General features: G+C 65.5%; 25 protein-coding genes. 20 read left to right on the forward strand and 5 right to left on the reverse strand.

The genetic code is table 11. The features are described 5' to 3' along the window. The first annotated feature begins 32 nt into the window (after nucleotides 1–32). The 14 genes from AC2IPW_RS03985 (at nucleotide 33) to AC2IPW_RS04050 (ending at nucleotide 13,373) form a co-directional block, all read left to right on the forward strand. Nucleotides 33–845, forward strand: coding sequence for a mycofactocin-coupled SDR family oxidoreductase (locus AC2IPW_RS03985; RefSeq protein WP_416062705.1), 813 nt, complete (start codon nucleotides 33–35; stop codon nucleotides 843–845). A 75-nt stretch (nucleotides 846–920) separates the two neighbouring features. Beyond that, nucleotides 921–1,403, forward strand: coding sequence for a Zn-ribbon domain-containing OB-fold protein (locus AC2IPW_RS03990; RefSeq protein ID WP_416062706.1), 483 nt, complete (start codon nucleotides 921–923; stop codon nucleotides 1,401–1,403). Further along, nucleotides 1,400–2,575: a thiolase C-terminal domain-containing protein gene (locus tag AC2IPW_RS03995; protein ID WP_371384384.1), complete on the forward strand. Its 1,176-nt coding sequence runs from the start codon at nucleotides 1,400–1,402 to the stop codon at nucleotides 2,573–2,575. Before AC2IPW_RS03990 ends, AC2IPW_RS03995 begins: the two co-directional genes overlap by 4 nt. Before the next feature lie 18 nt (nucleotides 2,576–2,593). Next, nucleotides 2,594–3,076, forward strand: a complete 483-nt coding sequence (locus AC2IPW_RS04000; protein WP_416062708.1) for a lipocalin-like domain-containing protein — start codon at nucleotides 2,594–2,596, stop codon at nucleotides 3,074–3,076. Between the two features lie 316 nt (nucleotides 3,077–3,392). Continuing rightward, the gene (locus AC2IPW_RS04005; protein ID WP_371384386.1) at nucleotides 3,393–3,929 is read left to right on the forward strand and encodes a flavin reductase family protein; all 537 of its coding nucleotides are present in this window, start codon (nucleotides 3,393–3,395) and stop codon (nucleotides 3,927–3,929) included. Then, nucleotides 3,929–4,582, forward strand: a complete 654-nt coding sequence (locus AC2IPW_RS04010; protein WP_371384387.1) for a TetR/AcrR family transcriptional regulator — start codon at nucleotides 3,929–3,931, stop codon at nucleotides 4,580–4,582. The genes AC2IPW_RS04005 and AC2IPW_RS04010 overlap by 1 nt, the downstream gene beginning before the upstream one ends. 94 nt (nucleotides 4,583–4,676) lie before the next feature. Continuing rightward, nucleotides 4,677–6,092, forward strand: a complete 1,416-nt coding sequence (locus tag AC2IPW_RS04015; protein ID WP_486376349.1) for an aldehyde dehydrogenase family protein — start codon at nucleotides 4,677–4,679, stop codon at nucleotides 6,090–6,092. A 46-nt stretch (nucleotides 6,093–6,138) separates the two neighbouring features. Beyond that, nucleotides 6,139–7,329, forward strand: coding sequence for an aromatic ring-hydroxylating oxygenase subunit alpha (locus tag AC2IPW_RS04020; RefSeq protein WP_486376350.1), 1,191 nt, complete (start codon nucleotides 6,139–6,141; stop codon nucleotides 7,327–7,329). A gap of 232 nt (nucleotides 7,330–7,561) precedes the next feature. Next, nucleotides 7,562–8,911, forward strand: coding sequence for an MFS transporter (locus tag AC2IPW_RS04025; protein WP_371384390.1), 1,350 nt, complete (start codon nucleotides 7,562–7,564; stop codon nucleotides 8,909–8,911). Between the two features lie 310 nt (nucleotides 8,912–9,221). After that, nucleotides 9,222–9,374 (forward strand): DUF1059 domain-containing protein, encoded by a 153-nt coding sequence (locus AC2IPW_RS04030; RefSeq protein WP_081608820.1) that lies wholly within the window; start codon nucleotides 9,222–9,224, stop codon nucleotides 9,372–9,374. 285 nt (nucleotides 9,375–9,659) lie between these two features. After that, nucleotides 9,660–10,541 (forward strand): SDR family NAD(P)-dependent oxidoreductase, encoded by an 882-nt coding sequence (locus tag AC2IPW_RS04035; protein WP_003939645.1) that lies wholly within the window; start codon nucleotides 9,660–9,662, stop codon nucleotides 10,539–10,541. Nucleotides 10,542–10,546: 5 nt separating this feature from the next. Continuing rightward, entirely contained in the window at nucleotides 10,547–10,804 is a 258-nt protein-coding gene (locus AC2IPW_RS04040; RefSeq protein ID WP_486376351.1) for a ferredoxin, read from the forward strand. A 13-nt stretch (nucleotides 10,805–10,817) separates the two neighbouring features. Next, nucleotides 10,818–12,041: a cytochrome P450 gene (locus AC2IPW_RS04045; RefSeq protein WP_371384392.1), complete on the forward strand. Its 1,224-nt coding sequence runs from the start codon at nucleotides 10,818–10,820 to the stop codon at nucleotides 12,039–12,041. 126 nt (nucleotides 12,042–12,167) lie between these two features. Beyond that, a complete protein-coding gene (locus tag AC2IPW_RS04050) occupies nucleotides 12,168–13,373 on the forward strand; it encodes a cytochrome P450 (protein ID WP_371384397.1) in 1,206 nt (401 codons plus the stop codon). 52 nt (nucleotides 13,374–13,425) lie between these two features. On the opposite strand, the gene AC2IPW_RS04055 is transcribed toward AC2IPW_RS04050, so the two are convergent. Both AC2IPW_RS04055 and AC2IPW_RS04060 read right to left on the reverse strand, forming a co-directional pair. After that, nucleotides 13,426–14,577, reverse strand: coding sequence for an acyl-CoA dehydrogenase family protein (locus AC2IPW_RS04055; protein ID WP_003939649.1), 1,152 nt, complete (start codon nucleotides 14,575–14,577; stop codon nucleotides 13,426–13,428). A 51-nt stretch (nucleotides 14,578–14,628) separates the two neighbouring features. Next, a complete protein-coding gene (locus AC2IPW_RS04060; RefSeq protein ID WP_416062714.1) occupies nucleotides 14,629–15,798 on the reverse strand; it encodes an aromatic ring-hydroxylating oxygenase subunit alpha in 1,170 nt (389 codons plus the stop codon). 164 nt (nucleotides 15,799–15,962) lie between these two features. Between AC2IPW_RS04060 and AC2IPW_RS04065 the strand changes: the two genes are divergently transcribed. The 3 genes from AC2IPW_RS04065 to AC2IPW_RS04075 all read left to right on the forward strand — a co-directional run bounded on the left by AC2IPW_RS04065 (nucleotide 15,963) and on the right by AC2IPW_RS04075 (nucleotide 19,463). After that, nucleotides 15,963–16,949 (forward strand): GNAT family N-acetyltransferase, encoded by a 987-nt coding sequence (locus AC2IPW_RS04065; RefSeq protein WP_416062715.1) that lies wholly within the window; start codon nucleotides 15,963–15,965, stop codon nucleotides 16,947–16,949. Between the two features lie 173 nt (nucleotides 16,950–17,122). Beyond that, entirely contained in the window at nucleotides 17,123–17,947 is an 825-nt protein-coding gene (locus AC2IPW_RS04070) for a mycofactocin-coupled SDR family oxidoreductase (RefSeq protein ID WP_416062716.1), read from the forward strand. 19 nt (nucleotides 17,948–17,966) lie between these two features. After that, complete coding sequence (locus AC2IPW_RS04075) at nucleotides 17,967–19,463, forward strand: aldehyde dehydrogenase (protein WP_416062717.1); 1,497 nt, start codon at nucleotides 17,967–17,969, stop codon at nucleotides 19,461–19,463. Between the two features lie 79 nt (nucleotides 19,464–19,542). Here the strand turns inward: AC2IPW_RS04075 and AC2IPW_RS04080 are convergent, their stop codons facing one another. The 3 genes from AC2IPW_RS04080 to AC2IPW_RS04090 form a co-directional block, all read right to left on the reverse strand. Next, nucleotides 19,543–20,205 carry a TetR family transcriptional regulator gene (locus AC2IPW_RS04080; protein ID WP_054373124.1) on the reverse strand — a complete coding sequence of 221 codons (663 nt, stop codon included), beginning with the start codon at nucleotides 20,203–20,205 and terminating at the stop codon, nucleotides 19,543–19,545. A gap of 86 nt (nucleotides 20,206–20,291) precedes the next feature. Continuing rightward, a complete protein-coding gene (locus AC2IPW_RS04085) occupies nucleotides 20,292–21,155 on the reverse strand; it encodes an alpha/beta fold hydrolase (protein ID WP_054373093.1) in 864 nt (287 codons plus the stop codon). A gap of 23 nt (nucleotides 21,156–21,178) precedes the next feature. Continuing rightward, nucleotides 21,179–21,970: an SDR family NAD(P)-dependent oxidoreductase gene (locus tag AC2IPW_RS04090; RefSeq protein WP_416062719.1), complete on the reverse strand. Its 792-nt coding sequence runs from the start codon at nucleotides 21,968–21,970 to the stop codon at nucleotides 21,179–21,181. 111 nt (nucleotides 21,971–22,081) lie between these two features. Here AC2IPW_RS04090 and AC2IPW_RS04095 point away from each other — a divergent pair, with 111 nt between their 5' ends. The 3 genes from AC2IPW_RS04095 to AC2IPW_RS04105 all read left to right on the forward strand — a co-directional run bounded on the left by AC2IPW_RS04095 (nucleotide 22,082) and on the right by AC2IPW_RS04105 (nucleotide 26,132). Beyond that, entirely contained in the window at nucleotides 22,082–23,044 is a 963-nt protein-coding gene (locus AC2IPW_RS04095; RefSeq protein WP_486376352.1) for a PDR/VanB family oxidoreductase, read from the forward strand. 72 nt (nucleotides 23,045–23,116) lie between these two features. After that, nucleotides 23,117–24,472, forward strand: a complete 1,356-nt coding sequence (locus tag AC2IPW_RS04100) for an MFS transporter (protein ID WP_486376967.1) — start codon at nucleotides 23,117–23,119, stop codon at nucleotides 24,470–24,472. 142 nt (nucleotides 24,473–24,614) lie between these two features. Continuing rightward, entirely contained in the window at nucleotides 24,615–26,132 is a 1,518-nt protein-coding gene (locus AC2IPW_RS04105) for a class I adenylate-forming enzyme family protein (RefSeq protein ID WP_416062721.1), read from the forward strand. Nucleotides 26,133–26,134: the final 2 nt, after the last annotated feature.

Here is a 26,134-nt window from a genome sequence, read left to right on the forward strand (position 1 = left end):
TCGACACCGCTATTTCGAATCCAGGAGAATCGATGACCTCACTCGACGGAAAAGTAGCAGTCATCACCGGCGGAGCTCGCGGTCAGGGTCGCTCGCACGCGCTCACCCTTGCCGCCGCCGGCGCCAAGATCGTGGTCTGCGACGTCGCCGCACCGATCAGGGATGTGCAGTACGCACTCGCGACACCGGAGGATCTCGAGGAGACGATCCAGCTGGTCAAGGACGCCGGGGGTGAGATCGCCGGCATGCAGGCGGATGTGCGGAGCAGTGCGGACATGAAGGCTGTCGCAGATCTGGCGGTATCGCAATTCGGACGGATCGACATCCTGCTGGCGAACGCCGGTATCCACGATCACTGCGAGTCGACGATCGAGATCGAGGACGACGCGTGGCAGACGATGCTCGACGTCAACCTCACCGGAGCGTGGAAGGCGTGCAAGGCTGTCGTACCGGTGATGATCGAGGGTGGACGAGGCGGATCCATCGTGATCACCTCGTCGGTCGACGGACTCGGCGCGTCTCCCTCGTGGGGGCACTACGGCGCAGCCAAGCACGGGCTTCGAGGATTGAAGGACACGCTCGCATTCGAGCTCGCCGAGCACAATATCCGCGTCAACACGGTCAACCCGACAGGCGTGAACTCGCCTATGGCAGAGGGGCTGTCGAAGGTCCTGCCGCACGTCGTACGCAAGTGGAAGCACAACGACCGGACGAATCTGCTGGACGTGATGATGCTCGAACCGCAGGACATCTCCGACGCCGTGCTGTGGCTCGTATCCGACGGCGCGAAGTACGTGACCGGGATCGACCTGCCGATCGACGCAGGCTACCTGACCAAGCACTGACCGACCAGGTCTCCCGCGAGACCCGCCCGCAGGGCGAAGGAGCGACATGCCGATTCACGACAGTGGAGTGATCCGATGACACCGGGTACCGGAGAGGTCCGCGAGTTCCCGGCCACCGCCCTGGCCGGACCGTACGCCGACGGCCTGGATCTGCCCTACTGGGAAGGCCTGCGAGCCGGTGAGCTGCGCCTGCAGAGATGCGACCAGTGTGGACTGTGGATCTGGGGGCCACGCTGGATGTGCGGGCAGTGCCGGACGTTCGATCCGGCATGGGTCGCCGTGGAACCGGTCGGACGGGTGTACTCGTGGTCGCGGACCTGGCACCCCTTCGTCTCCGAACTAGCCGGCGACCTGCCGTTCGTCACGGTTCTCGTCGAACTTCCGCACGCCGGGGGACGACGGGTGCTCGGTCTGCTGGCCGAGAACAGCGAAGCCGACATCGCCATCGGTGACGCGGTTGCGGGAATCATCCAGCAACCTGCCGACGCGCCCTGGCCGGTGCTCCGCTGGCACCGTGCAAGCACGTCGAATGCGACCGGACAGGGAGACAGGCGATGACCGGTACCTTCCTCCGCGGTGCCGCGGCCGTCGTAGGTGTCACCGAGTTCCACTACAAGCGTGGCGAATCGCCCGACAGCGAACTTCGGATGACGTTGCGGGCCATCGTCGAGGCGGCTGCCGACGCCGGGGTGTCGCCCCGCGAGATCGACGGCTTCGTCTCGTACGGCGGCGGTGACAACGACGGGACCGTCGTGGGGGCGTCACTCATGTCCCACCGGATCGGCTGGTCCACCATGATCTGGGGCGGTGGCGGTGGTGGGGCCGCCGCGGCGATCACCAACGCGGCGGTCGCCATCGCAGCGGGGCAAGCACGGTGCGTCGTAGTGTACCGCGCGATGGCACAGCGTGATTCCGGCCGACTCGGCTATGCCAAGCATCATTTCGACGGTCACATGCTCCCGCACGGAGTCGGATCCCCCGCCCAGGCCTGTGCACTGCGCACCCGACGGATGCTAGAGCACGACGGCGTTCCGGAATCCGCGATGAGGTCCCTGGTTCTCGCCGACTACTTCCACGCGCAGCGGAATCCGGATGCCGCGGCATTCGGCCGCCCACTCGACGAGCAGACCTACGAAGCCTCCCGGATGATTGTCGAGCCGTATCGGCTGTACGACTGTTCCCGCGAGAACGACGGAGCCGTTGCCCTGATCCTGGTCGCTGCCGATCGCGCCGAGCAACTCCATCCCAGTCCGGCCTACGTGCTGGCCGGCAGCCAGGGTGCGGTAGGGGGCTACGCCGTCGACACGGAGAACGATCTCGACTACACCTCGGCGGGATTCTCCGGGGCGGCGGGGGTCGCGGAGAATCTGTGGGCAGGTGCCGACCTCGGTCCCGACCAGGTCGATGTCGTCCAGGTCTACGAGAACTTCAGTGGTTCCGGGGTGGCTGCGCTGATCGACCACGGGCTGTGCCCACCCGGTGCCGAAGCCGGCAAGGTCATGACCCTCGAGAATCTGACGGCTCCGCACGGACTGCTCCCGGTGAATACCAGCGGGGGCAACCTCGCCGACTCGTTCGTCAACGGGATGGGGCTGGCAGTCGAGGCTGTGCGGCAGGTGCGGGGAACCTCGACCAACCAGGTTCCCGATGCAAAGGTCTCGCTCTTCATCGGCGGCCCCATGGCCGCGCTGTCGAGTTCGGTCCTTCTCTGCACGCGCGACGTGCTGTGAGCTGAAAGGAAGCATGACGTGAACATCGACGCCGACGGTCTCTCCATCGCCGACCGCATCGTCGGGGCCTGGGAACTCGTCGAGTATTCCACCACCTCCGACAGCGGGAAGGTCGACTACCCACTCGGCCCCGAGGCCCGCGGACTGATCGTCTACTCGGCGGACGGGTACATGTCGGCGCAGATCATGCGTCCCGACCGAACCCGGTACCGCTCGCGAAACGTGCACAGCGGCGAAACGAACGAACGAGCCGAGGCTGCCGGGGGATACCTCGCCTATTCGGGGCCCTACGACGTCGACGAGGACGACTCCGCCGTATGGCACGAGATGGCGGTCTCGCTGTACCCGAACTGGCTCGGTGAGAAACAGAAGCGAACCGTGCGCTTCGACGGTGACCGGATGACCCTGTCCTCGGATCCGCTCGTGTTCCGCACCACCACCCTGTCCCCGGCCCTGGTCTGGCGTCGGACCGCGCCCCGTGCGGAACGGGCCGCACCGTGAACGCGAAGGGCGTCACCGTCGCCACAGGCCTGTCGACACCAGCCGCGCCGGTTCGACAGCACGCCGGCTGAGACCCCACCCAACCATCGAGGGCGGAGGGATCCGTGCGCATCGTTCTCCACCGAAGGTCCGGCGACCCGCAGATCCGGCTCGAGGACACAGGGGAGTTCGGCTCCCTCCGCATCGAACCTGCCGACCCCGAGCACAGCATCTCGACGAATGCACATGCCTGCTTCGGCAGACCACCCCTCGAATGGATCAGTGCTGCAGTCGATATCAGGGTGCACATCGCACCGAGCGGATGAGAGGACGAGACATGTCGACCCGTTCGGACGGCAGCACCGGCCAGGTTACGGACACTCGGGCGCTCCGCGACGCCCTGGGACATTTCTGTTCCGGTGTGACGGTGGTGACGGCAATGGTGGGCGACGAACCGGCCGGATTCACCTGTCAGTCGTTTTCGGCGCTGTCGCTGGATCCGCCTCGGATCCTGCTGTGCCCGAGCCGGCGTTCGACGAGCTGGCCGGCGATCCGTACGGCCGAGACATTCTGTGTCAACGTGCTCTCCTCGGGCCAACACACGCTCAGCGACGGCTTTGCGAGATCGGGTGGATCGAAATTCGAGGGAGTCCGGTGGCGACCGGCCGTGCGCGGTGCGCCGATTCTCGACGGTGCGGCAGCGTGGTTCGAGGCGGCGCTGGTTGCGGAACACGACGGTGGCGATCACCTCGTCGCGGTTGCCGACCTCCTCGACTTCGAATCCGATTCGATCACGCAGCCACTGGTTTTCCATCGGAGCCGATACGGCGAGGTCGTAGAACTGAGGCCTGGGACGATCGAAGGTAGGAAGTGATGGGAAGACCGGCAAGGCCTCTGATCAGCCGGAGCGCGACGATCGCGGCAAGCATCGAGCTCATCGACACCGAGGGTTTCGATGCGTTCAGCCTGCCGCGGGTGGCCAGACAACTGAAGGTGAAAACCTCATCGCTGTACCACCATTTCGCCGATCGCCGTGAGCTCATGACCGAGGTGGCGAAGGAGCTGATGACCGAGGCCACGGTGCCCGAGTATTCACCGGGTACGGACTGGGTGGAATGGTTCGTCGAACTAAGTCTCAATTACCGCGACGCGATTCTTCGCCACCCCGACGCGGCCATCGTACTGGTGCAGTTTCTTCCGCGGGACGTCCTGACGAGAACGTACGAAATGTGTGCGCGAATCCTCGAGGACGGAGGGGTTCCGGCACGTCTGCACATCGTGATTCTGGACGGACTGGAGAAACTGGCACTCGCGACCACGCTGAGCGAACTCACACGCGAACCGGTCGGAAGCACAGAAGTTTTCCCGAACGTCGACGAGCGTAGACACCCGACGCTCGCCCGCGCGCTCGAAGCCAACCGATGGTCGTCGCGTGAGCTGTTCGTGGTCACCATCCGCGGATTCCTTGCCGGAGTGCTGGATTCGGCCCGCACGTCGGTCAGTGACGACAGCCTGCTCGGATCGTGATCGCCGAGTCGTTGCGTCCGACTTTTTCCCGGTACTCGAACGATTCGAAGCACCGGCAGATCCACCAACTCGATGATACGGAGAGAGAGCCCTCGTGACCCTGGACTTGTATGTGGACGGCAGGTGGACTGCGTCCGCGAGCACCGAGCGTATCGACGTCGTCGACCCGACTTCCGAGGAGTGCATCGGGAGCGTCCCCGCCGGAGCCGTCGATGATGTCGATACGGCCGTGGCTGCTGCCCGGCGGGCCTTCGGGCAGTGGTCGCAGACCGCGCCGAGCACACGGGCCGAGTTCGTGTCGCGGCTGGCCGACGAACTGGAGCGGCGACAGGATGAGATCACCGACATCGTCGTCGCGGAGGTCGGCACTCCGCGCAGGGTCGCTCGCTGGGCTCAGGTCGGACTGGGCATCGTCGATCTGCGGGAGGCAGTGGCCGCGGCGAAGGACTTCCCGTGGGAGGAACCGCTCCGCAATTCTCTGATCGTGCGGGAGCCGGTCGGTGTGATCGGGTGTATCACACCCTGGAACTACCCGTTGCACCAGATCACCGCCAAGATCGGCGCTGCGCTCGTGACCGGCTGCACGGTGGTCGTCAAGGCCAGCGAGGTTGCCCCGTTCACCGCCCACGCTCTGGCAGAAGCGGTCGACGCGGTCGGAATCCCCGCCGGCGTATTCAACCTGGTGCACGGGTACGGCCCGATAGTCGGCGAGGCCGTCGCCGTTCATCCGGACATCGACATGGTCAGCTTCACGGGCTCGAACTCGGTCGGTAAGCGAGTGCTCGAACTGGCCGCCGGGACCGTGAAGCGGGTGTCGGTCGAATTGGGCGGAAAGAGCGCTGCTGTGCTGCTCGACGACCTCAGCGACGAGGAGTTCGCGAAGGCCGTGCCGCACACCGTGCGCGCCTGCTACATGAACGGCGGACAGTCCTGCAATGCGCAGACTCGTCTGATCGTACCGCGCTCCCGCTTGGCCGAGGCGGAGGAGCTTGCCGCGAAGGCGGTCGTGGCATACGCGCCCGGCGATCCCACCGACGGCGACACGAAGCTCGGACCCATGGTGACCGCAGCCCAGCGTGAGCGGGTCCTCGACTACATCCGTGCCGGCGTCGAGGAGGGCGCGAAGCTCGTCGCCGGCTCGGTCGACGCACCGGCCCGTACCGGATTCTTCGTCGAACCGACCGTGTTCTCGGAGGTCGACCCGGACAGCACGATCGCACAGGAGGAGATCTTCGGCCCGGTGCTGTCGATCATCGCGTACGACACGCCCGAGCAGGCGGTCGAGATCGCGAACGGCACGATCTTCGGTATCGCCGGCGCTGTGTGGTCCGGCGACGCCGAGCGCGCGAAGTCGGTTGCGCGCAGACTGCGTGCCACGCAGATCGAGGTCAACGGCGGAAAGTTCAACGGCGCAGCACCCTTCGGCGGATTCAAGCAATCCGGCCATGGACGTGAAGGCGGGGCATTCGGTCTCGAGGAATTCGTCGAAATCAAGAGCTTGCAGCTTTAGCGACGTCTTACCGGGGCCCCTGTGGTCCCGCAAAGGAGTGAGCACGATGGTCTACACCGATCTGCCGTACGACGAGGCGACGAAGGCGGGCTTTGCCCGTGCGATGTTCGAGCACCTCGACAACGGCACCACCGATATGGCGCCCGAAATCCTCGAAGTCGACCCGCGCGTCTACACCGACCCGGAACTCGCGGCCCGCGAGCGCAGAGAACTGTTCGGACATGTGCCGATCATCGCCGCGCACAGCACCGAATTGCCCGGCAACCACGACTTTGCGACCGTCCAACTGCCGAACAACGAGATTGTTCTCGTTCGGCAGACAGATGGTGGGGTTCGCGGTTTCGTGAATACCTGCCGGCATCGAGGCGCCCGGCTCGTTCCCGAGGAGAAGGGCTCGAAGCGCTTCTTCTCGTGCCGCTACCACGGGTGGGCGTACGGCAACGACGGCAGCCTGCGGTCCGTCGCGGACGAGCCGACGTTCGGGAGCGTCGATCGTCGCTGCATGAGCTTGCTGGAGGTTCCGGTCGAGGAGCGGCACGGCTTCGTCTGGGTCGTCGACTCCGCCGCAGGGGATCGCACGATCGACATCGCGGAGTGGCTCGGCCGCGAGTTCGACGAGTCCCTCGCCGCCATGGAGATGGACAAGTACCACTGCCATATCGCCCGGAACTTCGATGTGGACATCAACTGGAAGGTGTTGATGGACGCCTTCCTCGACGGCTACCACATCACCTCGACCCACGCCGGGACCGTGGCGCCGTACTTCTACAACAATGCACAGGCATGGGAGCCGATGGGCAGGCACGGACGAATGGTCACCGCCCGCAAGAGCATCGACACGGTACGCGCTGTGGCGCCCGAGGACGCCCCGATCGATCGGCATATCACCGTGGCACATTTTCTGATGCCCAACATGTCGGTTCTGCGACAACCGGACCATCTGGAAGTGCTCAACTTCGTTCCTGCTCCGGGCACGCCCGTCGGGACTCGGATGCAGATGCGTCTTCTCACCCGGCAGCCCGCCGTGACCGACGAGCAGAAGGCGCGGTGGGACAAGAACTGGAACATTCTGATGGCCGTGCTTCGCGACGAGGACCTCGTCGTCAACGCGGGTCTGCAGAAGGCCGTCACGAACACGGACATCGGACCGCTCCATTTCGGGCGAAACGAGATTGCCAACCAGCACTTTCACCAGTGGATGGCGCGTGCGTTCGAGGATCCGAGGAAGTGGGGCTGAGTCTCGAATTGCCCGCTCCGGACTTGTCGCCATTATCGACAAGGATTAGATTAATGCCCGTGTGATGTACGACGTACCGCGGTGGCATGGGGTATCCCGCAACCCGGCCCCTCGACAGTCGCGACGAGGGTGCAATCGAACGATTCTGTCCGGTGTCGACGCACGTCGACAACCATCACCCGCGCGTTCACCGGCATCGAACCCAGTCCTCCCACAATCCGAAGGAACCAACATGTCCCAGATCTCCCGTCCCGGGAAGGAGAGGACCGTTTCGGGCGCCCGATCCGTGGTCCTCACCTGCTTGGCCATTACCATCCTCGACGGTGTCGACCTCATCATGTTCGGCGCGGTGCTTCCGACGTTGCTGGAAATCGAGCAGTGGGGGATCACCACCGCCTCGGCAGGGTTGATCGGCAGTTTGTCGCTGTTCGGCATGATGGCCGGCGCAATGCTGGCCGGCTACCTCACGGATCTCGTCGGCCGACGACCGATCGTGCTCGCCTGCATTGTGAGCTTCAGCTTGTTCACGGGGTTGTGTGCCGTAGCGCCGACTCTGGAGATCTTCGGCCTCTTCAGGCTGCTTGCCGGCCTCGGCTTCGGCGGAGCCCTCCCCACCCTGATTGCGCTCACCCAGGAATACGTGAAGGTAGAGCGTCGGCAGTTCTACAACGGTGTCATCCAAACCGGCTTTCCTATCGGGGGGTGCGTGGTTGCCGTGGCCGCCATTTTCATGATTCCGACCTTCGGCTGGGAATCGATGTTCGCAGTGGGCGGTCTGCTCGGAGTCGTGTTGTTTGTCATCGCCTACCGAAGCCTGCCCGAATCGATCGCCTTCCTCGTGAGCAAGGGCCGGCACGACGAGGCCCGGGCGTTGACGCAGCGGTACTCGGTCGACGACAGTGCCGAATCCGGCCTGGCCTTGGAGGAGCCGACGACCGCGAATGCCGGTTCCGAATCGGGACTGAAGCTTCTGTTCGCACCTGGCTACAGAATCGCGACGATCATGTTCCCGCTCATCACGTTCTTCGGCCTTCTCGTCTCGTACGGCATGAACACCTGGATTCCTCAGATGCTGAGGGCTTCCGGCTATGATCTCGGGTCTGCGTTGTCGTTCCTGCTCGCCTTCAACATCGGTAGCGGGTTCGGCATGGTGGTCATCACCGGTCTCGCGGATCGGTTGGGATCGCGTCCGGTGATTTCCCTGAGCTTTATCGGTGGAGCCCTCGCAGTGTCCGCCCTCACCCTGCAGCCTGCACAGGCCCTCGTGTTCGGGTTGGTTCTGCTGATCGGCTTCTGTGCGTCCTCCACGACGGGAGTCTACGGATTTGTCGGGATCTTCTACCCGCCCGCCGCGCGTGGCACAGCGCTCGGCCTGGCGGTGGGGCTGGGCCGGTTGGGCGGTGTCTGCGGACCGATTCTCACCGGCATTGTCATGAGCTCGTCACTCGGAGCGGACTGGGCCTACTACGCCTTCGCGTTCGCCGGCGTGGCTGCCGCAGTGCTGGTGTCGCTGGTTCCCCGACGAACCGAGGCAGTGCACCGGACGGATGCGACTGTCGAGAAGACCGCGGAGCCTGCCTGAGCAACTCCCGATATACGAGGGGGCCGAGAGCCGGTGGCGCAGTACATCCGGAAACCGTGGCTGCGCGGCGACCGTCATTGCCGGAGCCCTGACGAGACGGACGACGAGGACGCGAGCATTCGGTCCGGATCGGCCCTGTCGACAGCGGACGACCGGTACCAGGGCTCCGGCGGCTTGCGTAACCTATGTACGTTAGATATCGTGCTGTGACGTCGACCACACCAGACCCGGCGCGCCCCCGGCCTCTCGGTCGCCGAGGGCGGACATCGATGTCACCGATCGCGCGGATGGCGCAGAAGGGCCGACCCCTATGAGAGCGAAGACGAGATTGACCTGCCCGTGCGGGACGGTGGTCACGGGTGTGGACGAGGACGACCTGGTTGTGAAGGCCCGGTCGCACCTCGGCGAATCGCATCCCGGAATGGAGTACTCGCGCGACGAGATTCTCTTCATCGCGTACTAGGAGTCGCCTACCGGCGGTGTTGCCTACCGGCAGTGTCGCGTGCTGACGGTCCGTCGCGAATCGTCGAGCGAGTGCTCGTCGGCGACATCGCGGCGGTGAGGTGCCGGTTCCCGCGCACGGGTCCTGTCGACACCTCGATCCGGCTCGGTCATTTAACAAAATACGATTGACGTATCACTTCTCATGACTGTAAGTTGAATCACACGGAGACGCGGCCCTCTCGGAAAGTCGCCTTCCTCCAACATCTTCCATCCCTCTGTCACATGTTCGAACTGAGGAGCTTTGATGAAACTCGAAGGTAAGGTCGCGCTGATCACCGGTGCCGGGTCCGGGTTGGGGCGTGAGGCGTCGCAGTTGTTCGCGTCGGAGGGCGCAAAGATCGCGGTGGTCGATATCGATCCGGAGCGTGCGAAGGGCACGGTCGAGTTGGTCGAGCAGCAGGGTGGTTCGGCCATCGCTGTCACCGCGGATGTGCGGGTCGAGCAGCAGGTGGTCGATGCGGTGGCGGCGACGGTGGCGGCGTTCGGCAAGCTCGACATCGCGTGGGCCAATGCCGGGATCGTCTCGCGTGGTGGTGTGCCGTCCGTTGCGGGTGGTGAGCAGGTCGAATTCCAGGATCTGACGGACGCGGACTGGCAGGACGTCATCGGGGTGAACCTGTCGGGTGTGTTCTACACGGCGAAGGCGGCGGTGCCGGCGTTGCGGGCCAATGGCGGCGGTGTCATCCTGGCGACCTCGTCGGCGGCGTCGTTCGTGGCGTACCACAGCATCGCAGCGTATTCGGCGACGAAGGCCGGCGTGAACGGGATGGTTCGCGGTCTGAGCCTGGATTTGGGCAAGTACGGGATCCGCGTGAATGCGATCGCCCCGACGCACGGAATGTCGCCGAACTTTCTGGCGCCGGCCGGTGCTCCGGTGGTGGGGCAGTCGTACGAGGAGGTCGCCGGCCCGTGGGATCCGAGCGTCTCGCCGATCCCGCTGAAGCTCGATCGTCCGCCGTCACTGACGGACAATGCGCGGGCCGCGTTGTTCCTGGTGTCGGACGAGTCGGCGTACATCTCCGGCGTCACCCTGCCGACGACCGACGGCGGCACCCTGTCTCGTGTGGCGATGATGTTCCCGGAGGACGGGAACAACCCTCCGCCGATGGTCACCGGTGAAGAGTAACGATCATGGCTGCCCACGACACGGGAACCAAGCACGGTACGCGCCGCCTCGTCGTGGATCGGTCGGTGTGTGCGGGACACGGTCTGTGCTACGGCCGTTCTCCCGAGGTCGTCGACTGTGACGATTCCGGTTATCCGGTGATCCTCCAGGACGCACTCGAACTCGCCGGGCACGTCGCGGCGGCCGAGGAGGCCGTCGCGACGTGTCCCGAGCGAGCATTGACTCTCGAAATTTCCGAATCCTCTCGGAACCCATCTGCTTGACGAGGCGGACAGCATGACTGTTACCGACGACCGGTCGACACCTGTGGTCGACTTCGACATCTACGATCCGACACTTGCCTACCCGGTGGACACCGTTCAGGAGAAGGTCGCCGAACTGGCGGCCTGCGGTCCTGTCGTCTATTCGACCGCGCACGGCGGTCACTGGATCGTCACCCGCTACAAGGAAGTCCACGAGGTGCTCCGTAACCCGGAGACCTTCTCGAGCTATCCGAACAATCTCGTCAATGCGGGCGACGGCAAGTTCCTGCCGCTCGAACTCGATCCGCCGGAGCACACCGCCTACCGAGTGGCCTTGCAACCGCTGTTCTCGCCCAATCGGATGAAGGCGCTCACCGGGCAGATCCGCGCAGTGGTCAACGAGCTCATCGACGACTTCGCAGGTGACGGTGAGGCGGAATTCATTTCGGCATTCGCGCACGAGCTGCCCACGCGCGTGTTCCTGGCCCTGATGGACTGGCCGCTCGAGGACGCGCCCATGTTCACCGAGGCCACCGACATCGCACTGATGGGTAAGCCCGGTGCGAGTGAGGAAGAGTCCGCGCAGGCACGCGCCGAAGCCGCGCAACAGATGTTCGGGTACTTCCAGAAGATTGTCGACGAACGCCGCGCCGATCCGGGCGACGACGTCACGTCGACTCTCATCCACACCGAGATCGAACTCGCCGACGGCAAGCGTCTGCTCACGGACGAAGAACTCACCCGCATGTTCTTCCTCCTGCTCATCGCGGGATTGCACACCGTGCAGGGATCGTTGGCGTGGGCGATCATCCATCTGGTCAACCGCCCCGACCAGCGCGCGGCGCTGATCGCCGACGACGGGCTGATTCCCACTGCGGTGGAGGAGATCCTGCGGATCGAAGCCGCGGTCGTCATGGGTCGGCGCGCGACACGCGACGTCGAACTCGGGGGAGCTCGGATCAAGGAGGGCGACCAGCTCATCGTCATGCTGTGTTCGGCCAACCGCGACGCCGACGAGTTCGACGATCCGGACACGCTGGATCTCGAGCGGACCCCCAATCGTCACCTGTCGTTCGGTGCGGGGCCGCACCGATGCCTGGGCTCGCACCTTGCGCGCCTCGAGCTGTCGATTGCTCTCGAAGAACTGCACCGGCGAATCCCCGACTACGAACTGGTCGAATCCGATCCGCCGGTCCTGCACGCCACCCAGGTGCGCGGGTGCCTGCGGCTCCCGATCAAGTTCACTCCGACGTCCTGATCCGCCGAGATCACCGTCCCTTCCGAACGGCGCGTCGATCGCTCACGACCACGTGGATGATCTACGCGCCGTTCGGCTTTCGAAGGGTGTTCAACTTTGACTACTCGTGAAATCGCAGCCGATCTGATGGTGGACTTCGACGTCTACGACCCCACTCTTGCCGCCCCGGTCGACGTCTTCCAAGAGAAGGTCGCCGAACTCCGTGCCCGCGGACCGATCGTCTACTCCCCGCACTACGGAGGGCACTGGATAGTCACACGCTACGCGGACATCTTCCGCATCCTGCGCGATGCCGAGACGTTCTCCAGCTATCCGAACAACCTGGTCGATGCCGGCCAGGGCAAGTTCATCCCGGTCGAGATCGACCCGCCCGAGCACACGCAGTATCGTCAGGCGCTCCAGCCCCTGTTCGGTCCGGCGCGGATGACAGAGCTCGAGCCGAGGATCCGCCAGATCGTCAACCAACTGATCGACGGGTTCGCGGCCTCCGGCCGGTGCGAATTCGTTGCCGAGTTCGCCCACGCGCTGCCGACTCGTGTCTTCCTCAGTCTCATGGGGTGGCCTCTCGACGATGCCGAACAGTTCACGGAGTGGACGGATATCGCCCTCCAGGGGATACCGGGAGCCGGTGAGGAGGAGTCCGCCCGTGCCCGGGCAGAAGCGGCAACGAACGTGTTCGAGTACTTCGGTGCCTTCGTGGATCGGGTGCGTTCCGGGCACGAAGATGCGGAGAGCGTCACCGCGCAGATCATCGATACGCCGATCCGGATGGAGGGAGTCGAGCGGCATCTCACCGACGAGGAACTGCGCCGCATGTTCTTCCTGCTGCTCATCGCAGGACTGCACACGGTACAGGGTTCACTCGCGTGGGCAATGGTGCACCTTGCGAACAACCCGGTGCAACGGCAGGCGCTCATCGACGACAGCAGCCTGGTGCCGGACGCAGTGGAGGAGATCCTCCGCATCGAAGCGGCAGTCAGCATGGGCCGACGGGCCACCCGTGATGTCGAGATCGCCGGCGTCGACATCGAGGCCGGCGATCAACTGTTGCTCCTGCTGTGCTCGGCCAATCGCGACGATGCCGAGTTCGACGATCCGGAGGCGTTCGTGATCGATCGTGGCCCGAACCGGCATCTGTCGTTCGGCGCAGGGCCGCATCGGTGCCTCGGGTCTCATCTTGCCCGTCTCGAGCTCACCGTGGCGATGGAGGAGATACATCGGCGAATCCCCGACTACGCGCTGGTCGACAGTGATCCGCCGCTGATGCACGGCACGTCGGTGCGTGGTTGCGTGCGGCTACCGCTCACGTTCACACCGGAATCGCGAAGCTGAGACGAGGAAGGGGACCCGATTCGATCGGGTCCCCTTCCTCGTGTGCCGGGACTCAGGCCTTCATCAGATCACGATGGATGATCTCCTTCATGATCTCGTTGGTCCCGCCGTAGATCCGCTGGATCCGGGCGTCGATGAACGCCTTCGCAACCGGGTACTCCATCATGTAGCCGTAGCCGCCGTGGAACTGGAGGCCGGCATCGATCACCCGGCCCTGCAACTCGGTGGCCCACAGCTTCGCCTTGGACGCGTCGACCGCGGAGAGCGTGCCCTTGTTGTACTCGCGGACACAGCGGTCGATGTACGCGCGCGAGACCTCGACGGCCGTCTGCAGTTCGGCGAGCGTGAAACCCATACCCTGGAACTCGCCGATGCGCTTGCCGAACGCGGTGCGTTCCTTGACATAGTCGAGTGTCCAGCTCATGACAGCCTCGGCGGACACCTGCGCGGCGATGCCGATACCGAGCCGCTCGAGTGGAAGGCTCTGCATGAGGTAGCCGAAGCCCTGCCCCAGCTCGCCGAGGATGTTCTCGGCGGGGACGCGGACATCCTCGAAGAACAATTCGGCCGTGTCCTGGGCGTGCAGACCGACCTTGTCGAGCTTGCGGCCGCGAGAGAACCCGGGCGTTCCGTCTTCGACGACGAAGAGGCTGAACCCGCGCGAACCGGCTGCAGGATCGGTCTTGGCGAAGACGATGACGAGGTCGGCCAGGATGCCGCTCGTGATGAACGTCTTGGACCCGTTGAGGACCCAATGGTCGCCTTCGCGCACCGCGGTAGTCGTGATGCCGCGCAGGTCGCTGCCGGCGGCCGGTTCGCTCATCGCGATCGCGCCGATCGTCTCGCCCGTGACGAATCCGGGCAGCCACCGCTGCTTCTGCTCGTCGGTGGCATGGCGGAGCAGGTAGTTGAGGACGATGTCGTCGTTGGTCGAGAAGCCGGACTGCAGCGCAGACGCGCCCACCCGTGCGATCTCGGACTGGATCACGACGCGGAAGCGGTAATCGAGCTCGCCGGGTCCGCCGTACTGCTCAGGGACGCTCAGGCCCAGCAGCCCTTGCCTACCCGCAGCGAGCCAGGTTTCCCGGTCGATGAGCCGATCAGCGTCCCACTTCTCGAGGTTCGGGACGACGTGTTTGTCGACGAAGCTCCGCACGGAGTCGCGAAACAGTTCGTGGTCGTGTTCGAAGAGATCGCTCTCCATGTAATCCTCCTGGTGCGGGGTGCCTGCAGGCGCCCGCTGTGGTGTTCGGTGTCAGTTCTCGCCGACGAGCTTCTGGATCTCGCGGCGGAAGACCTGGTTGGCAACCTCGTTGCGGCCCAGGAGCATGTTGCCGGCGTTCGCGCTGTCCATGGCGACCTGCGAACCACGCAGGATCGGGAAGTCCTCGTTGTGGAGAACCGCGATCAGGATCTCGACGTTCTTGTCCCAGATCCGGTTCCAGCGCTCCTCCGTCATGCCGCTGTCTTCGAGCTTCGGGGCGATGAGACGGATCTCCATGTGGCAGCGCTGCGGATCACTCCGGTGCGGGCGGAAGGTGAGCAGCTGGAAATGGTCGGGTTGCTTGAGCAGGGTGCTGTTGGGACCCACCAGATGGCTCTCCGTCACATGTTCGGCGAGGCTGCGATCGCCGGGATCCTCTTCGATCCACCGGTCGATGGTCTTGCGGAGATTGAGGAACCGGCAGTGATGTCCGAAGTCCTCGAAGGCCATGACGTTGGTATGGATGTGCTTGGCGGCCGTGTTCGGGTGAGCGTACTGGATGTGGTAGCCGTCGAGGAACGCGTCTTGCATCAGCTTCCAGTTGACGGGCTCGTCGAAGCGTTGAACTCTGGTGGTCACCATCTTGTCCATGCCGTACGACCCCATGATCGAGTCCATCTCGGGGCCGAGCCAGTCCGCGACATCGATGGTGGCGTCGGCGTCGTCGACAACCCAGACGAATCCGTGACGTTCCTCGGTCGGGAGTTGCACGAGGTTCCGTTCGGAACGGTCGGCGTCACCGAACGTGTTGTCGCGGGTGATGGTGCGCAGCGCGCCGTCGGTGTCGTAGGACCAGCGATGGTACGGACAGGAGAACAGGCGGCAACGGCCCTTCTCCTCCTTCTCGACCATCGCGCCGCGGTGACGACATTGGTTCACCAGGGTCTTGACGCTCCCGTCGCGCTGACGGACGACGATGACATTGTTCCGCGGCAACTGGAGCGTGACGAAATCGCCCGCGCGGGGGATCTCGGAGCCGTGGACGATGATCGACGGAACCCGGCCGAAAACACGCTCGCGTTCGAGCTTGGCGATCTCCGGGTCGGTGAACTCGACGGGCTCGAACCACGTGACGTGCTCGAATTCGTCGGTGGTGTCGTTGCGCAGATGGTCGAGTGCGCGGCGAATGCGTTCCTCGCGGGGAATTCCGACCTCTGTCATGGCTGCCCTCCAGGCGGTGGTTCGGATCGATGACGCTAAATCTAACTAAAGTAGGTTTAAGTGTAAACCCCGGAGCGGTTGCGGGTGGCGCTTCGGCCGTTGCGGCCCTATACCGACTGGCATTAGATTTATGGAGACCGGCCCGCAGATGAGGAGCGAACAGGATGATCTCGTACCAGTGGTGTTCGGAACTGGATTCCAGCGATCGGGACGAGGTGTCGGCTCTTGTCGCGGCGGCCGCCGAGTACGACGAGGACGCCGGGTTCTCGCGGATCCCCCCCGGTGATGTGACCTCGACGAGTCGCGATGGTATCCGTGTCTTCCACCTGCCGATCAAGGCGCGCAAGGATCTGAGCGCGCGCGACGACGCGCCGCTTGTGATTGTGGCGTACCTGCACTTGCAGGTGGACGGCGAAGGGCTGGGCACCGTGCAATTCGTCGTCCATCCGGACTATCGGTCACGCGGGGTGGCCACGATGCTGGTCGAGGAGATCGGCCTCGGCACGACAGCGGACGGCGGCTGGGAGCGCACCGGTGCGGTGGCGCTGCGCTGCTGGGCATACAGCACGCACCCCGCGTCCGAACGTCTCGCACGACGGTTCGGCATCCGGGCGGTCAGCAGGCTGTGGACGTTGTTCCGCCATCTGTCCGGCCCGTTCGCGATCCCTCTCGACCCCGTCGCGGCGCCCGAGGGCATCACGGTGGGCGACGCGCGTCCGCTCGATGATCCGGCGGTGTCGCGGGCGATCGACGAGGTGCTGGACGCGGCGGCGCTCGTACCGGCGCAACGCGAGCGCCTCACCGACGAGATCCGCCGGGGTTCCGGCAGTGTGCTGTTCGCAACCGAGTCCCGGGGGGCGAAGGTAGGGTTCGTGTGGTTCGATCCGGCGCTGTCCGCCCACCTCGAGTTGGATGCGGCGACGGTCCGGGCGCTCGTGCTCACGAAGACCGCCCGCGGGGTGGGCCTCGGGACAGCACTGCTCACGGCGGCACTCGGGGCGCTGCGCGATGCGGGGGCGCAGATCGCCCTGATTCGTATCGACCCGGACGACGCGGGGGCGGTGCGCATGTGCCGGTTGGCGGCATTCGAGCAGGAGGACGAACATTCCTGCTATCAGGTCGGCGAGTGGGCCGAGGCGCCCAGCTTCTGAGTCCCCCAGGGTGAGACGAGTGACGAATCTTGTCCGACGTTGACCTAAAGGGTTTAGGCAACTACCGTCTGTGGTGCGCCTCACATTCAGGTAGAGGTCCCAACTTCACTACGTTCCCACGCACGGGCGCTTGCCCGCCCGTAGTCGGGGCGTGCAATCCGAGGAGAACACTCATGGGTCGACTCGAAGGCAAGGTCGCTTTCATCACCGGTGCGGCGCGAGGCCAGGGACGCTCGCACGCCGTCCGGCTCGCCGAAGAGGGGGCCTCCGTCGTCGCGATGGACATCTGCGGGCAGATCCCCACGGTCTTCTATCCGATGGCGACCAGCGACGACCTCGCCGAGACCGAGCGGCAGGTCAAGGAGGCCGGAGGCTCGATCGTCACGTCGATCGGCGACGTCCGCAACATCGAGGATGTCCAGCGGGCCTACGATGCGGGCATCGCACAGTTCGGGAAGGTCGACATCGTGCTGCCGAACGCCGGCATCATGCCGGTGATCGGCCCCGGGGAACAGCGCCGAGCATGGCACGACGCGATCGACACCATGCTCACCGGTGTATGGCACGTGCTCGAGGTGACGGTGCCGCACCTCGTCGAACGGGGGGAGGGCGGGTCGATCATCATCACAAGTTCTGCGGCCGGCCTGACGAGTATCGGGCTGAACACCTTCCCCGGTCAGGTCGGGTACAGCGCCGCGAAGCACGGTGTCGTCGGTCTCATGCGGATCTACGCGAAACAGCTCGCCCCGCACAGCATTCGGGTGAACACGGTGCATCCGACCGGCGTGAACACGCCGATGGTGGCGAACGCGGAGTACGGCGAGTTCGTCAACTCCCATCCCGAGGTTGCCGCCGACGAGTCGTACAAGAACCCGATGCCGGTCGAACTGATCGAGGCCGTCGACATCAGCAACGCGATCGTCTACCTCGCCTCCGACGAGGCTCGTTACGTCACCGGTGTCACGTTCCCGGTCGACGCCGGCTACAACATCCGCTGAAGCGAAGGAGCTTGCACATATGACCACCACCGAAGCCTCGACGGGTACCGCCCCGTCGATTGCCGACCGCGAACAGGTTTTCATCGGCGGCCGCTGGGTCGATTCGACCGGCGGCGAATGGGTCGACGTCGTCGACTCGTTCACCGAGGAGAAGGTCGCGCGGGTGCGCACTGCCACGGCCGAGGACGTCGCCAAAGCGGTTGCTGCAGCGCGTGAATCGTTCGACAAGGGTGAGTGGGCGTCGCGCACCATGGCAGAGCGCGCCGATGTCGTCGACGCCATCGCCGACCGCCTCGAACGGCGGGTGAACGAGCTCACCCCGATCGGGGTCGTCGAGGTCGGCGTGCCTGTGAGTGTCAGCCGGCCGACCCAGGAGATGGTCGGCGGGTTGTTCCGTGCGGTCGCCGCGGTGGCCCGCACGTTCGAGACCACCGAGGAGCGCCCGCGCGCAGCGGGCGGTATCTCGCGCATCGTGAAGGAACCGACGGGCGTCGTTGCCGCGATCATCCCCTGGAACGGCCCGGTCGGCACGATCGCGTTCAAGCTCGCCCCGGCGCTGGCCGCGGGTTGCTCGGTCGTGCTCAAGACCGCGCCGGAGGCACCGCTCTCGCCGTCGGTGTTCGCGGACATCATCGCCGAGTTGGTCGCGGAGGGCCGCATTCCCGAGGGCGTGGTCAGCGTGCTGTGCGCCGACCGCGAGGTGTCGGAGACGCTCGTGACCAACCCCGACGTCGACCACATCACCTTCACCGGCAGCACCGCGGCGGGCCGGCGCATCATGTCGCTGGCCGGCGAGCGCATCGCGCGTGTCTCGCTCGAACTCGGCGGCAAGTCCGCGGCGATCATCCTCGACGACGCCGACATCGACCACGTGGTGCAGACGCTCCCCATGGGGGGCTGCATGCAATCCGGTCAGGCGTGCATCGCCCTCTCGCGCGTGCTCGTCTCCCGCCAGCGTCACGACGAGGTGCTCGAGGCCCTGAAGGCCGCGTACGGCGCGCTGCCGATCGGCAACCCGTGGGAGCCGACCAATTTCCTCGGCCCGCTCGCGTCGAAGCGTCAACAGGACCGCGTCCTGGGCTACATCGACATCGCGAAGGAGGACGGCGCGAAGGTCGTGCTCGGCGGTGGTCGCCCGGAAGGATTCGACAGCGGCTTCTTCGTCGCCCCGACACTGCTCGACAACGTCGACCCCGACTCCCGGATCGCCCAGGAAGAGGTTTTCGGACCGGTCATCTCGGTGATCACCTACGAAGACGAAGAGGACGCCATCGCGATCGCCAACAATTCGATGTACGGGCTGTCGGGGGCGGTGTACACCGAGGACATCGACCACGGCTTCGAGGTTGCGCGGCGCATCCGTACCGGAACCATCAGCGTGAATACCGCGACGATGGACTTCACCCTGCCGTTCGGCGGCTACAAGCAGTCCGGCATGGGTCGTGAAGGCGGCATCGAAGGCCTCGAGGAGTTCTTCGAGATCAAGACCGTCCACTTGCCTGCTCCGGCACAGTAGGAGCAAGGACGACGGTGCCCCGCGGATTCGATCCGCGGGGCACCGTCGTCGTGGGTGGTCGTGCGACCGCCGTGCAGGGTCAGTGCGCCGACACGCTCAGTTCGCTCTTGTCTGCGACCTCTACCTCGGCGTTACGCACCACGCCGTGGAGGAAGCTGCGGATCATCTCCTCGAACAACTGCCGGGAGGTCATCCGGTTCTCGGCGAGAGCCCGCGCCAGTAGCGGCTGCGAATGAGGGTCGACGTTCGGGAAGATGGTGTTCTTCGTGCTCGGCTTGCGCATCGCCTCGGTGAGCACTGCGCCCAGGGTCAAACGCTCCATACCGTCGAGAATCTGGACGTGCAGGCGGGCCGGCACGCCGGACTCCTCCAGGAATCGGGCAGTGTCCTCGTAGGTGCCGATCAGCAGGTCTCGCGGAAGGTACTGGAGCAGGATCGGCGCGGCATTGCGGTGCTTGAGGATGGACTGACGGAGATTCATGCTCAGCGTCACGAAGTACTCGGGCCAGTCCGGGCCGGGCTTGCGGCGTGGCAGGGTACCCGCGCCGGCGATCTGCCGCGCGACAGCTTGAAGGATCTCCGTCTTGTCGGCGAAGTGGTAGTACAGGGAGGGCGCCCGCACCCCGAGGTGCTTCGCCAGCCGCGGCAGGCTGAAGGCATCGAGACCCTCGGAGTCGATGATCTCGATGGAGGCCGCCACCGCGGCCGCGCGACTGATGAGAGGCTTCGACGGTCGGGCCATCATCTACTTTCGGTTTCGTGCGGTCCACCGGGCGGTTTACCCGGAGGGTGACGTATCGATGCTATCTGTTCCGGTTTCACCCATGGTTACGCAGAGAGGACGGACTCGTCGAGGAATTCGACCAAGCCGCGGCTCAACACGTCGTTGTCGTCGCCGCTCACCATGTGTCCGGCACCACCCACGTCGATGTGCCGTGCCCCGGGAATCAGGTCCAGGAGTTCGCGGGCACCGTCGATGCTGACGACGTCGGACTGGGCACCACGAATCAGCAGGGTCGGAACCCCGACGGCGCGTGCTGCGGCCCGGGCACGCTCCTCGCGTTCTGCGGCAGCATCCGGAAGGTTCGTCCGGTGCGACAGCATCCGCGGGTCCCAATGCCAATACCAGCGGCCGTCTCGTTCGCGCATGTTCTTGCGCAATCCTTCCACCCGTGGCGCGCGGCTCCGGTGCGGGTTGTACGCGATCACGGCGTCGAGCGCGTCGTGCAGACTGTCGAAGCCGGCGAGCCCCGCGCGCATGAATCCGGTGATCTTGGCCAATCCCTCGGGCTCGGCCTTCGGGGTGATATCGACCAGCACCAGCGCCCGGGAGAGCCCCGGATTGTCGCCTTCGGCGACGAGTGAGGCCATACCCCCCATCGACGCTCCCACGAGCACCGGAGGCTCACCGAGGTCGGCGACGATCGCGCAGATGTCACGCGCGTGTGCGTCGGAGCTGTAGTCGCCGTCGTCGGCCCAGTCGCTGTGGCCGTGCCCGCGCGCGTCGATCGCGTAGGAGCGCCACCCGTGTTCCGAGAGGCGGATTCCGGTGCGTTGCCACGAGTGCCTCGTCTGCCCGCCGCCGTGCAACAGCAGGACGGTGCCTTTCCGTTCGGATGTGGGCTCCCAGACATCGGCGACCAGGGAGACGCCGTCGCCGCGAAATGTGGTCACGGTGCTCGAGATCGTCATCGTGTCGTCCTCTGCCGTCGGATTCAGTGGCCGGAAGTCCCACCGTCGACGGCGAGCGTCGAACCGGTGATGTAGCCGGATGCAGCGCTGGCGAGGAACACGACCGCGCCGTCGATCTCGCGCTGCGTGGCGGTGCGACCGAGCGAGCAGCCGCGCAGGAACTCCTCGAGCGTATCTGCCGACATCTCGGAGATCAGGTCGGTCTCGACGAAGCCGGGCGCGACGGCGTTCACGCGGATTCCTTTTCGGCGCGACCACTGATGGGACAGATCGCGGGTGAGGCCGACGAGACCGGCCTTGCTTGCGGCGTAGGCGGCTTGGGGGAGAACCGACTTGACCAGCCCGAGCATGCTCGCGATGTTGACGATGCTCGATCCGGGCTTCATCACGCGTCCGCATGCCTGCGCCGTCCAGTACGCCCCGAGCAGATTGACGTCCAGTACGGAACGAAAATCCTCGGGTCGCTCACGCGTGGCGGGTGCGGAATGGGTGACGCCGGCATTGTTGATCAGGATGTCGAGCCGACCGAACTCGGCGATGGTGGCCCGGGCGAGGGCGTCGCACTGTTCGGGGTCGGTGACATCGGTGGGGACGATGAGGCAACGGCGGCCGGCGGCCTCGATCGTGGGGGCGACGGCTTCCAGTCTCTCGCGACGGCGCGCGGCGATCACCACGTCCGCGCCGGCCTCGGCAAGGGCGCGCGCGAACCCTGCTCCGAGGCCGCTGCCGGCACCCGTGACGACGGCGACCGACCCGTCGAGCCGGAAGAGGTCGAGGATCGAGCCGGTGGCATGTGCGGTGTCTGTCGAGGTCATGTGGCTGCTCCCGGTGCTGCGTGTCGTGAGGCCGTCTGTGGGCCTTGCGTCCCTTAAATCTAATTACTTAAGATTAGAGCGTAGGTGATGTCCAGGGGAACGGAAACGCTGATGGCCGCAAGCACCGAGGTGGAGCACAGCAAGATGCGGGTGATCGGCAAGGACGCACTTGCAGACGGCGTCGTGGCAGTGCGGTTCGCCGATCCCGACGGGGGGACCGTCCCGGCGTGGGAACCCGGATCGCACATCGACATCGTCATCGACGAGTCGACGGTCCGGCAGTACTCGCTGTGCGGGGATCCGGATGACGGAACCTGCCTGACCGTCGCGGTCCTCCGTGAGGAGGACGGACGTGGAGGCTCGCGGTGGGTCCACGACTCGCTACAGGTCGGTGACCTCGTCAGCATCGCCGGCCCGCGCAACAACTTCAGCCTCGAGCCCGCGCAGTCGTATCTGTTCGTCGCGGGAGGCATCGGCATCACGCCGCTACTTCCGATGGTGCGGGCAGCCGACGCAGCAGGCGCCGACTGGAAGCTCCTGTACGGCGGACGTACCAGCGCGAGTATGGCTTTCGCGGACGAACTCGCTGCCCGGTATCCCGGCCGGGTCGAGCTACGCCCCCAGGACGAATGCGGGCTGCTCGACTTGGCGGCAGCGCTCGACTCTCTCGAGGACGGCACCGGCGTCTACTGCTGTGGACCGGAACCCCTGCTCCGAGCCATCGAGACCGCGTGCCGCAACCGCCCCGACGTCACCTTGCATGTCGAACGGTTCGCCGCGAAGGAACGGCCGTCCGACGCCGTCGACGAGGCCTTCGAGGTGGAGCTCCGGAAATCGGGCACGACGATCACTGTCGCCGCGGGCGACACATTGCTCGACGCGGTGCTCCGCTCGGGAGTCGATGCGCCGTTCTCGTGCCGCGAGGGAACGTGCGGTACATGTGAAGCCGCTGTCCTGGAGGGTGTTCCGGATCATCGCGACTCGGTCCTCACCGAGGACGAGCAGGCGGCGAACGACTGCATGATGATCTGCGTGTCCCGCAGCTGTACCCCCAAGCTCGCCCTGGATCTGTAGGTCCGGTCTGTGGTGACCCTACGTCTGTCCCCAGCGCGAAAACATGGGCGCACCAACGCCGTCCCGCCTGGGGTGCTCATTCCGGCGCTCTGCTTCGTCGTGATGATCACCGCGGTCATGCAGACCGCCGTCGTGCCGTTGATGCCCGACATCGCGACGCAGCTCGGCGTGAGTCCGAATGCGGTGGGATGGATCGTCACCGCGAATCTCCTGACCGCGACGGTCTGTACGCCGCTGCTGGGCAGGCTCGCCGACCGCCGCGGGCCCCGAAGAGTGCTGCTCTGCATCCTGGGCGTGGTGCTTGTCGGTTCGTTGCTGTGTGTCGCGTGGGACTCGCTTCCGGTGCTCATCGCCGGGCGAGCACTGCAGGGGACGTCGTTCGCGCTGTTCCCGATCGGCGTCGCTGTGCTGCGCAGTGCTCTCGGGCCGTATCGGCTCACGGCGGCGCTCGGCATCATGTCGGGAACCATGAGCGTCGGTGGGGGCGCGGGGATGATCGCCGCCGGCCTGCTGTATCGCGACGGCGACGACTATCGTCGCGTGTTCTGGCTGCTGGTTGTGCTCGCGGTGATCGCCACTGCACTTGCGTGGTTCGTCGTTCCCGATTCACCCGGTTCCGGAACCGGCTCCGGAGCCGATTTCTGGGGTGTGGTCGGGCTTGCGGTCGGCCTGTCCGCGTTGCTGCTGGCCCTCGCGCAGGGCGGGACGTGGGGCTGGGTGTCCGCGCCGACGATCGGGTGTGTCGTCGCTGGTGCGCTCGTGCTGGCCGTCTGGTATCGGCACGAGCGGCGGTTCGATGCGCCGATGGTGACCCCAGCCCTCTTGACCGCACGTGCGGTGGCGCCGGCGCACCTCGCCGCGTTCCTCGTGGGAATCGCGATGTTCGTACAGTTTCTGGCCATAGCAATGTTCGTGCAGGTTGCTCCCGAGCAAGCGGGGTACGGGTTCGGTGCGTCGGTGCTCGAGACGAGCCTGCTGTACCTGTTACCAGGGCAGGTCGTCGGCATCACCGCAGCCGGCGTGAGCGGGCTCCTGGTGCGGAAGTTCAGCGCCGACCGGGTGCTGATGGCGGCGTGCGCTGTCGGCGTGTGTGGATTCGCGTTCGTCGGGTTCGCCCACGACCACCCGTGGCAGGTGATCCTTGCGGTGGCGGTCCTCAACATTTTCGTCAGCGTTGCCTACGGTGCCCTGCCGGCCATGCTCGTCGAGCATGTGGCTCCGCACGACACCGGTGTGGCCAACGGTATCAACGCAATTGCACGGACATTCGGCAGTTCACTGGCCAGCGCGCTGGTGGGGATGCTCTTCGCGACGATCACGATCGCGGGTACCGACCTTCCCTCCGAGCGCGCGTTCGTGGCCGCATTCGCGATCGGCGGGGTGACCGCGCTGATCGCCGGGTTCACCGCTGCGGCGAGCCGCGCTTAGCAGTTGACAGAATTTGTTTGACGTCTCATCGATGAGGCTATAGCCTGAGTCGTACGCGATATGAGGACCCGCGCTCCTCTCGCGCCGAAAATTCTTGCGGAAACGGATTCGCATTCTCTCGGTCAAGGAAGGCAAGGGACACATGGCTGCCACCGTCGGCTCGGCCCTGTATTGGTGGGCGAAGACCAAGGGGGAACAGAACGCGATCATCGTCGCCGGTGAGGCTCTGACCTACCGTGAACTCCAGGACTGGTCCGGCCGCGTCGCTCGTGCGCTCGTCGGCCGGGGCATCAAGCCGGGCGAGCGCGTCGGAGTGCTCGGCCCGAATTCGTTGATGTGGCCTGTCGTGGCACTCGGCGTGCTCAAGGCCGGTGCGGTGCTCGTCCCCTTGAACCCCCGGTTCAAGCCCGCGGAACTCCGCAAGGTCGTCGATGACGCCGATGCCGTCCTGGTCCTCGCGCCGGAGCAGTTCACCGCGACGGTCGCCGAGGCGCGGGACCTCGGGGATTCCTTCGACACGATCGCATTCACCGACCTCGCGGCGCTGCGCGAAGGGGAGCACGACGACTTCCGTGTCGACGTCGCGCCCGACGAGCCCACGGCACTTCTGTTCACCAGTGGATCCACGGGGCTGTCGAAGGGCGTCATCTGCACCAACCGGACCCTGCTCAACATCGTGTTCGAGGCCTCCCTCACCGAGGAAGGCTTCCGCCCGGGTTCCACGTCGCTGCTGGTGTTGCCGCTCGTGTTCACCCCCGGCCTCGTGTGGGGACTGATCATGTCCACGGTGCTCGGTGGCACCCTCGTCATCGAGAAGGAACTCGATCCCGGTCGTGCCGCGGCACTGCTCGGCGAGCACAAGGTGCAGGCATTGTTCGGGGTTCCGCTGATCTTCGAGGCGATCTCGCGGTCGCCCGAATTCGAGAAGGTCGACCTGTCGTCGCTGCGCACCGCCATCGTCGGCGGCGCGGCCGTTGCGCCGGCCCTGTTGAAGAGGTGGGCCGACAAGGGCGTTGCGCTGCGTCAGATCTACGGCATGACCGAGGCGGGCGGTGTGGCAACGGCAACACTGGTCTCCGAGGCCTTCGACCACCCCGACACCTGCGGTTCGGGATCGATCTTCACCGAGCTGAAGGTGGTGCGCGAGGACGGCACCGATGCCGCTCCCGGCGAAGAGGGGGAGATCCTGCTGAGGGGGCCCGGCGTGTCCCCGGGCTACTGGAACGATCCTGAGTCCACGGCGTCCGCCCTGCGCGACGGCTGGCTGCACAGCGGGGATCTGGGCACCCTCGACATCGACGGACGCGTCAAGTTCGTCGATCGTCTGAAGGATCTCATCATCACCGGCGGCATCAACGTCTCGCCTGTCGAGATCGAGCGGGTCATCAGCGAGATCCCGGGTGTCGAGGAGGTTGCCGTCATCGCCGCGTCCGACGAGCGTTTCGGCGAGACGCCCGCGGCGATCGTCACTGTGAAGGACGGCGTGGACGAGGCGAGCATCGTCGAGCACTGCGACCGTCTCATGGCCGACTACAAAGTGCCCCGTTATGTCGTGATCCGCGACGAGCCGCTCCCTCGACTTCCCAGTGGCAAGCTGTCGAAGACGGCGATCCGGTCCGAGTACCGCGACGTCTCCGAACGATTCGACAAGGTGCGCTGACA

Source organism: Rhodococcus sp. NS-SX18 (genome assembly GCF_057367935.1).